The organism is Polaromonas sp. P1_F8 (genome assembly GCF_056405635.1).
This window is the reverse complement of the sequence record NZ_JBFUBS010000002.1, coordinates 631,891-640,078: the sequence shown is the minus strand read 5'-3', so window position 1 is coordinate 640,078 and position 8,188 is coordinate 631,891. Positions and strand designations below refer to the sequence as shown.

Genomic DNA, 8,188 nt, shown 5'->3' with positions numbered 1-8,188 from the left:
GCGATAACGTGTCGATCACCGTCAAGCTGATCAACCCGATTGCCATGGAAGAAGGCCTGCGCTTTGCCATCCGCGAAGGCGGCAAGACCGTCGGCGCCGGCGTCGTTGCCAAAATCATTGCGTAATTTGTAAGGTTTGATGGAGGGGTATAGCTCAATTGGCAGAGCGTCGGTCTCCAAAACCGAAGGTTGTAGGTTCGATTCCTACTGCCCCTGCCACCCGGCTTTGATGAGTGTCGATGCTGAGGGTGGTTTGAAAAGATAAAAAGCAAGCCCGCCAGGAGTCAAAAACTCCAGGTGGGCTTAAGCGTCTGCAGAGACGCATGAAGATTGAACAGGAAATCGGCGACCATGGCCTCTTCTCAAGTTGAAACCGTCAGTACCAACGCCGACAAGGCCAAGTTGGGTGTGGCTGTCGCGCTGGTGCTGGCCTCGCTGGTGGGCTTCTATTTCTTTGCCAAGCAAGGTCAAGTGGCCCAGTGGGGTGCCCTGATTGCCGGTTTGGTGGCGGCGGTTGCTGTGTTCATGACCTCGGAGTCGGGCAAGCAATTTGTGGCTTTTGGACGGGACTCGTGGCGCGAAGTCCGGAAAGTTGTCTGGCCGGCTCGTAAAGAAGCCATCCAGATGACGGCCTATGTATTCGGTTTTGTGGTGATCATGGCCTTGTTCTTGTGGCTTACGGACAAAACGCTCGAATGGGTGTTTTACGACCTGATCCTGGGATGGAAAAAATAATGAGCGATCTGAACGGCACGGTAGTCAGCGAAGTGGCGGCGGGAACGTCCCTTACGCCGACCCCAGGCATGCAGTGGTATGTCGTCCATGCCTATTCCGGCATGGAAAAAGCGGTCGAGCGCAACATCGTTGAGCGCATCAACCGTGCGGGCATGCAGGCCAAGTTTGGTCGTTTCCTGGTGCCCACTGAAGAGGTGGTTGAGATCAAGAACGGTCAGAAGAAGACGACCGAGCGCCGGTTTTTTCCGGGCTATGTGCTGGTTGAAATGGTCATGGATGATGAGACCTGGCATCTGGTGAAGCACACCAACAAGGTGACGGGTTTTGTCGGTGGCGCCAAGAATCGCCCAGCCCCGATTTCTGAGGAGGACGTTCAGAAGATCGTCAGTCAGATGCAGGTTGGCACCGAGAAGCCGCGCCACAAGGTCGAGTTTGAAACGGGTGAATACGTGCGCGTCAAGGACGGCCCGTTCACCGACTTCAACGGTACGGTCGAAGAAGTCAATTACGACAAGAACAAGGTTCGCGTTTCGGTCACGATTTTCGGACGTGCAACGCCGGTAGAGCTGGAATTCAGTCAGATCGAAAAAACGTAATTTCGATTCGGTAAATAATTTCGCGCCTTGCAACTCGGCGCGAAACGGTCCTTGCGGATTGTTTTTGAGTTGTGTAACCCCCGGGGAGCCCGGACCTGCCTTGGCAGCGTTCAGGCGTTATGACCCGCAAGGAGAAAAGTATGGCGAAAAAAATCGTCGGCTTCATCAAGCTGCAAGTGCCAGCTGGTAAGGCCAACCCGTCCCCCCCGATCGGCCCTGCGCTCGGTCAGCGTGGGCTGAACATCATGGAATTCTGCAAGGCATTCAATGCGCAGACCCAAGGTGTTGAGCCAGGTCTGCCGCTGCCTGTGGTGATCACGGCATTTGCCGACAAGAGCTTTACCTTCGTCATCAAGACGCCTCCTGCAGGCGTGCTGATCAAAAAGGCCATCAAGCTCGACAAGGGTTCGTCCACGCCGCACACGGTGAAGGTTGGCAAGATTTCCCGCGCACAGCTTGAAGAAATCGCCAAGACCAAAATGAAAGACATGACGGCTGCTGACCTCGACGCTGCAGTTCGTACGATTGCCGGTACGGCCCGCTCCATGGGCGTGTCGGTGGAGGGTGTTGTATGAGCAAACTGACTAAACGCCAGAAGACCATTGGCGACAAGATCGACAGCAACAAGCTGTACGCCATTTCCGATGCCCTCGGCCTCGTGAAGGAATTCGCAGTCGCCAAGTTCGATGAATCCATCGACGTGGCTGTACAGCTCGGCATCGATGCCAAGAAATCCGACCAGGTCGTTCGCGGCGCTGTCGTGCTGCCAAACGGCACCGGCAAGACCAAGCGCGTGGCTGTGTTCGCCCAGGGCGCCAAGGCTGAAGAAGCCAAGGCTGCCGGCGCTGACATCGTTGGCATGGATGATCTTGCCGCTGAAATCAAGGCAGGCAAGATGGACTTTGACGTGGTGATTGCTTCCCCCGATGCCATGCGCATCGTGGGTACGCTGGGCCAGGTGCTCGGTCCTCGCGGTCTGATGCCTAACCCCAAGGTTGGCACCGTGACGCCTGACGTGGCGCAAGCCGTCAAGAACGCCAAAGCCGGCCAGGTTCAGTTCCGTGTCGACAAGGCCGGTATTGTTCACGGCACGATTGGTCGCCGCTCTTTCGACACCGCCAAGCTGCAAGGTAATCTGGCTGCATTGATCGACGCGTTGCAAAAAGCCAAACCGGCTTCGAGCAAGGGCGTGTATTTGAAGAAAGTTGCGGTTTCGTCAACGATGGGTGTGGGCGTTCGCGTCGACACGCAAACCATCGCAGCGTAATCGCAGAAATTTGAGCAACCCGCAGGGGTTGTTCAATGTGGTGGGCTGCCGGGGTTCGCTCCGGCAGGTCATCAAAGACCGTTGGCGTGGCAGGCTCTTTGGGCTTGCCGCTTAATCGAAAGACAGCCAACGCAGATGGCGGTCCCGCTGCAGATGGTTTTGCAAAGAATCTGAAACAGTTGGTCGCTGAACATGAGCGTGTTGAAGGTAGAAGGTGGTGAAAGCCGCTGGAACCTGACCACACATTTTTAAGGAGTAGACCTTGAGTCTCAACCGCAGTGAGAAACAAGCCGTCATTGATGAAGTGACTGGCCTCGCCGCTAAAGCTCAAACGCTCGTGATGGCGGAATACCGTGGTATCACGGTCGCTGACATGACCCGTCTGCGCAGCCAAGCCCGCGACAAAGGCGTGAACCTGAGTGTTCTGAAGAACACCCTGGCTCGCCGTGCCGTGGCAGGCAGTGCATTCGAAGTCGTGTCCGACCAGATGACCGGTCCGCTGATCTATGGCTTTTCCACAGATGCCGTGGCTGCTGCAAAAGTAGTCGCTGACTTCGCAAAAACCAATGACAAATTGGTGATTCGCGGTGGTGCATTTGGCGGTAAATCCCTGGACGTGAACGGCGTGAAGCAACTGGCCAACATTCCTTCCAAGGAAGTGTTGCTCGCCCAGTTGTGTGGCTTGCTGATGTCGCCTATGTCGCGTACGGCCGTTGTGCTGGGCGCCCTGGCGGCCAAAAAGGGCGGCGGCGCAGCCGATGCTCCCGCAGCAGCTGAAGCTGAAGCAGCGTAATTTGTACCCAACTTTTTAGGAAATTCAAAATGGCATTCGATAAAGACGCATTTTTGACCGCGCTGGATAGCATGACGGTCCTCGAACTCAACGAACTGGTGAAATCCATCGAAGAGAAATTTGGCGTGAGCGCAGCTGCGATGGCTGCTCCCGCTGCTGGCGGTGGCGGCGGTGCTGCTGCAGCTGCTGAAGAGAAGACCGACTTCAATGTCGTGCTGCTCGAAGCCGGCGCCAACAAGGTGTCGGTCATCAAGGCCGTTCGCGAAATCACCGGTCTGGGCCTGAAAGAAGCCAAGGACCTGGTTGACGGCGCTCCAAAGAACGTCAAGGAAGGCGCTCCAAAGGCTGACGCAGAAGCTGCGAAGAAGAAGCTCGAAGAAGCCGGCGCGAAAGTCGAACTCAAGTAATTCTTGGTGTTTGAGAAGGCTGGAAGACCGTAGTCGGGCTTCCAGCCTTTCGTGTTTCAAGGAACACACCGAAAAGAAGATTGCCGCAGTCTTTTTTCCAGTGTTTTCTGACCCCGACTGCAGAAAACGCCTTGGTTCGGGTGACGTGCAATGCGTCACCGTCCGCCATGGTTGGTAGTGGCCAACCACCAAGCTGCCTGAATACGTGGTGTATTCGGGCACGAGAGTCGCCAGAGCCCATCAACGCGGAGAACTCATGGCCTATTCCTACACCGAACGTAAACGCATCCGCAAAAGCTTCGGCAACCGCGAAAGCGTGTTGACTGTTCCCTATTTGCTGCAAATGCAGAAAGACGCGTACACAGCGTTCCTGCAAGCCGACCGTGCGCCTCAAAAGCGGACCGTTGAAGGCCTGCAGGCAGCGTTTGAAAACGCCTTCCCCATCGTCTCGCACAATGGTTTTGTCGAGATGAAATTCATCGAGTACAACCTGGCCAAGCCGGCGTTTGACGTGCGTGAATGCCAGACCCGTGGTCTCACTTTCGCCTCGGCCGTGCGCGCCAAGGTGCAGCTGATCATTTATGACCGCGAATCCTCCACATCGCAGTCCAAGGTGGTCAAGGAAGTCAAAGAGCAAGAGGTTTATATGGGCGAAGTGCCGCTCATGACCGACAAGGGCTCTTTTGTGATCAACGGGACCGAACGCGTGATCGTGTCCCAGTTGCACCGGTCGCCTGGCGTGTTTTTTGAACACGACAAGGGCAAGACCCACAGCTCGGGGAAGCTCCTGTTTTCGGCCCGCATCATTCCCTACCGCGGTTCCTGGCTCGACTTCGAGTTCGACCCCAAAGACATCCTGTACTTCCGCGTTGACCGTCGCCGCAAGATGCCCGTCACGATTCTGCTCAAGGCCATTGGCCTGAACCCGGAATCCATCCTGGCTAACTTCTTTGTGTTCGACAACTTCCGCCTGATGGATAGCGGTGCACAGATGGAATTTGTGGCCGAGCGCATGCGCGGTGAAGTGGCCCGTTTCGACATTACCGACAAAAACGGCAAGGTCGTGGTCGCGAAAGACAAGCGCATCACCGTTCGCCATACCCGCGAGCTGGAGCAAAGCGGCACCACGACAATCAGCGTTCCCGAAGATTTCCTGATCGGCCGTGTGGTCGCCAAGAACATCGTTGATGCTGAGACCGGTGAAATCATCGCCAAGGCCAATGATGAACTGAGCGAAGTGCTGCTGAAGAAGTTGCGCGTTGCCGGTGTGCAGGACCTGCAGGTTTTGTATACCAATGAACTCGACCAGGGTTCGTACATTTCCCAGACTTTGCGCTCCGACGAAACCGCAGACGAGTTTGCTGCGCGCGTTGCCATCTACCGCATGATGCGCCCCGGCGAGCCACCCACCGAAGATGCCGTGCAGGCCCTGTTCCAGCGCTTGTTCTACAACCCGGATACCTACGATCTGTCCAAGGTCGGCCGCATGAAGTTCAACGCCCGCGTCGGCCGCGATTCTTCCACTGGCCCCATGGTCATGACCAACGAGGACATCCTGGCTGTCGTCAAGATCCTGGTCGACCTGCGCAACGGTAACGGCGAAGTCGATGACATTGACCACCTCGGCAACCGCCGTGTGCGTTGTGTCGGCGAACTCGCTGAAAACCAGTACCGCACCGGTCTGGCACGTATCGAAAAGGCAGTGAAAGAGCGCCTTGGCCAGGCCGAGCAAGAGCCGCTGATGCCGCATGACCTTATCAACAGCAAGCCGATTTCGGCTGCGTTGAAAGAGTTCTTCGGTGCATCGCAACTCTCGCAGTTCATGGACCAGACCAATCCGCTGGCCGAAATCACCCACAAGCGCCGTGTTTCGGCTCTTGGCCCGGGCGGTTTGACCCGCGAACGTGCCGGTTTTGAAGTGCGCGACGTGCATGTGACCCATTACGGACGCGTTTGCCCGATTGAAACCCCCGAAGGTCCGAACATCGGCCTGATCAACTCGCTGGCCCTGTACGCCCGCCTCAACGAATACGGTTTCATTGAAACGCCGTATCGCCGTGTGGTGGATGCCAAGATTACCGACCAGATCGACTACCTGTCGGCCATCGAAGAAGGCAAATACGTTATCGCTCAGGCCAATGCGGCCCTGGACGACGGCGGCAAGCTGACCGGTGACCTCGTGTCCGCCCGGGAAAACGGTGAGTCCGTCCTGGTGGGCGCAGAGCGTGTCCAGTACATGGACGTGTCGCCTGCACAGATCGTCTCGGTGGCGGCTTCCCTGGTTCCGTTCCTGGAGCACGATGATGCCAACCGTGCTTTGATGGGCGCCAACATGTCCCGTCAGGCCGTGCCTGTACTGCGTCCCGAAAAGCCGCTGGTCGGCACGGGTATTGAGCGGGTTGCGGCGGTTGACTCCGGTACCGTGGTGACCGCCAACCGTGGCGGCGTGGTTGACTACGTTGATGCAACCCGTATCGTGGTGCGCGTCAACGACGCAGAAGCCCTCGCCGGCGAAGTCGGTGTGGACATCTACAACCTGATCAAGTACCAGCGTTCCAATCAGAACACCAATATCCACCAGCGTCCTATCGTCAAGATCGGCGACAAACTGGCCAAGGGTGATGTGATTGCCGACGGCGCATCGACTGACCTGGGCGAAATCGCCATCGGCCAGAACATGCTGATCGCGTTCATGCCGTGGAACGGCTACAACTTCGAGGATTCGATCCTGATTTCCGAGCGCGTGGTGGCCGAAGACCGCTATACCTCGATTCACATCGAAGAACTCGTCGTGATGGCCCGTGACACCAAGCTGGGTGCTGAAGAAATCACGCGCGACATCCCCAACCTGTCCGAGCAACAGCTGAACCGCCTCGACGAATCCGGCATTATTTATGTCGGTGCTGAAGTCCAGCCGGGCGATACGCTGGTCGGCAAGGTCACGCCCAAGGGCGAGACCACGTTGACGCCGGAAGAAAAGCTGTTGCGCGCCATCTTCGGCGAAAAGGCCAGCGATGTGAAAGACACCTCGCTACGCGTGAGCCAGGGCTCACAAGGCACCGTGATCGATGTGCAGGTCTTCACCCGTGAAGGCATCGTGCGCGACAAGCGCGCCCAGCAGATCATCGACGACGAACTCAAGCGTTTCCGCCTGGACCTGAACGACCAGCTGCGTATCGTCGAGGCCGATGCGTTCGACCGTATCGAAAAACTGCTGATCGGCAAAGTTGCCAATGGCGGCCCGAAGAAGCTGGCCAAGGGCACCAAGATCGACAAGGCCTATCTGGCCGATGTCGAGAAGTACCACTGGTTTGACATTCGTCCTGCCGATGACGAAGTGGCTGCGCAGCTCGAAAGCGTCAAGAACTCGATGGAGCAGACGCGCCACAGCTTTGACCTGTCTTTCGAAGAAAAGCGCAAAAAACTCACGCAGGGCGACGAGTTGCCAGCGGGCGTGCTCAAGATGGTCAAGGTTTACCTTGCCGTCAAGCGCCGCCTCCAGCCTGGCGACAAAATGGCCGGCCGTCACGGCAACAAGGGTGTCGTGTCCAAGATCGTTCCGGTTGAAGACATGCCGCACATGGCCGATGGCACACCGTGCGACATCGTGCTGAACCCGCTGGGCGTGCCTTCACGGATGAACGTGGGCCAGGTGCTTGAGGTGCATTTGGGCTGGGCCGCCAAGGGTCTGGGCCATCGCATCGGGGACATGCTGCAAGCCGAAGCCAAGGTGCAGGAAATCCGCAAGTTCATGGAAACGATCTACAACAAGTCAGGCCGCGCAGAGGACCTGGCGAAGTTGTCGGATACCGACATCATCGAGATGGCCGGCAACCTCACCACTGGCGTGCCTTTTGCCACTCCGGTGTTTGACGGTGCTTCCGAGGCCGAGATCATGGGCATGCTCCAGCTGGCTTATCCGGACGACATTGCCAAGGCCAAGGGCCTGACGGCAACGCGTACCCAGGCCCAGCTGTATGACGGCCGTACGGGTGATGCGTTCGAGCGCACGACCACGGTGGGCTACATGCACTTCCTGAAACTTCACCACCTGGTGGACGACAAGATGCATGCACGGTCGACCGGTCCTTACTCGCTCGTTACCCAGCAGCCGCTGGGCGGCAAGGCGCAGTTCGGCGGACAGCGTTTCGGCGAGATGGAGGTCTGGGCGCTGGAAGCGTACGGCGCCGCCTACACGCTGCAGGAAATGCTCACCGTCAAGTCGGACGACGTGCAGGGCCGTACCAAGGTCTACGAAAGTATCGTCAAGGGCGAGCACGCGATCACGGCCGGCATGCCCGAGTCGTTCAACGTGCTGGTCAAGGAAATCCGCTCGCTCGGTATCGACATCGAACTCGAACGCAGCTAATCAACAGGAAAGAAAAGGATTT

The 8,188-nt window shown here is 57.4% G+C and carries 8 protein-coding genes and 1 tRNA gene; all 9 read left to right on the top strand.

Annotation, left to right across the window (positions count from 1 at the left end):
• On the top strand, nt 1-125 hold a 125-nt coding region (locus AC1D1J_RS11865), incomplete at its 5' end, for an EF-Tu C-terminal domain-related protein (RefSeq protein ID WP_477694796.1).
• Between the two features lie 17 nt (nt 126-142).
• Nucleotides 143-218, top strand: a tRNA-Trp gene (locus AC1D1J_RS11860).
• Nucleotides 219-350: 132 nt separating this feature from the next.
• Nucleotides 351-734, top strand: coding sequence for a preprotein translocase subunit SecE (secE, locus tag AC1D1J_RS11855; protein ID WP_477688415.1), 384 nt, complete (start codon nt 351-353; stop codon nt 732-734).
• Between the two features lie 68 nt (nt 735-802).
• On the top strand, nt 803-1,330 hold the full coding sequence (gene nusG / locus AC1D1J_RS11850) for a transcription termination/antitermination protein NusG (protein ID WP_245660946.1): 528 nt from the start codon (nt 803-805) through the stop codon (nt 1,328-1,330).
• 140 nt (nt 1,331-1,470) lie between these two features.
• Nucleotides 1,471-1,905, top strand: coding sequence for a 50S ribosomal protein L11 (gene rplK, locus AC1D1J_RS11845; protein WP_007871338.1), 435 nt, complete (start codon nt 1,471-1,473; stop codon nt 1,903-1,905).
• Nucleotides 1,902-2,597, top strand: a complete 696-nt coding sequence (rplA, locus tag AC1D1J_RS11840; RefSeq protein WP_457282626.1) for a 50S ribosomal protein L1 — start codon at nt 1,902-1,904, stop codon at nt 2,595-2,597. Before rplK ends, rplA begins: the two co-directional genes overlap by 4 nt.
• Before the next feature lie 262 nt (nt 2,598-2,859).
• The gene (gene rplJ / locus AC1D1J_RS11835) at nt 2,860-3,390 is read left to right on the top strand and encodes a 50S ribosomal protein L10 (RefSeq protein WP_477688416.1); all 531 of its coding nucleotides are present in this window, start codon (nt 2,860-2,862) and stop codon (nt 3,388-3,390) included.
• A 29-nt stretch (nt 3,391-3,419) separates the two neighbouring features.
• Nucleotides 3,420-3,797, top strand: a complete 378-nt coding sequence (gene rplL / locus AC1D1J_RS11830) for a 50S ribosomal protein L7/L12 (protein ID WP_431094480.1) — start codon at nt 3,420-3,422, stop codon at nt 3,795-3,797.
• Between the two features lie 256 nt (nt 3,798-4,053).
• Nucleotides 4,054-8,166, top strand: coding sequence for a DNA-directed RNA polymerase subunit beta (gene rpoB / locus AC1D1J_RS11825; RefSeq protein ID WP_477688417.1), 4,113 nt, complete (start codon nt 4,054-4,056; stop codon nt 8,164-8,166).
• Nucleotides 8,167-8,188: the final 22 nt, after the last annotated feature.

Coding starts and splice junctions, on each gene's coding strand:
- secE (WP_477688415.1), top strand. CDS start 351: ATGGCCTCTTCTCAAGTTGAAACCGTCAGTACCAACGCCGACAAGGCC.
- nusG (WP_245660946.1), top strand. CDS start 803: ATGCAGTGGTATGTCGTCCATGCCTATTCCGGCATGGAAAAAGCGGTC.
- rplK (WP_007871338.1), top strand. CDS start 1,471: ATGGCGAAAAAAATCGTCGGCTTCATCAAGCTGCAAGTGCCAGCTGGT.
- rplA (WP_457282626.1), top strand. CDS start 1,902: ATGAGCAAACTGACTAAACGCCAGAAGACCATTGGCGACAAGATCGAC.
- rplL (WP_431094480.1), top strand. CDS start 3,420: ATGGCATTCGATAAAGACGCATTTTTGACCGCGCTGGATAGCATGACG.
- rpoB (WP_477688417.1), top strand. CDS start 4,054: ATGGCCTATTCCTACACCGAACGTAAACGCATCCGCAAAAGCTTCGGC.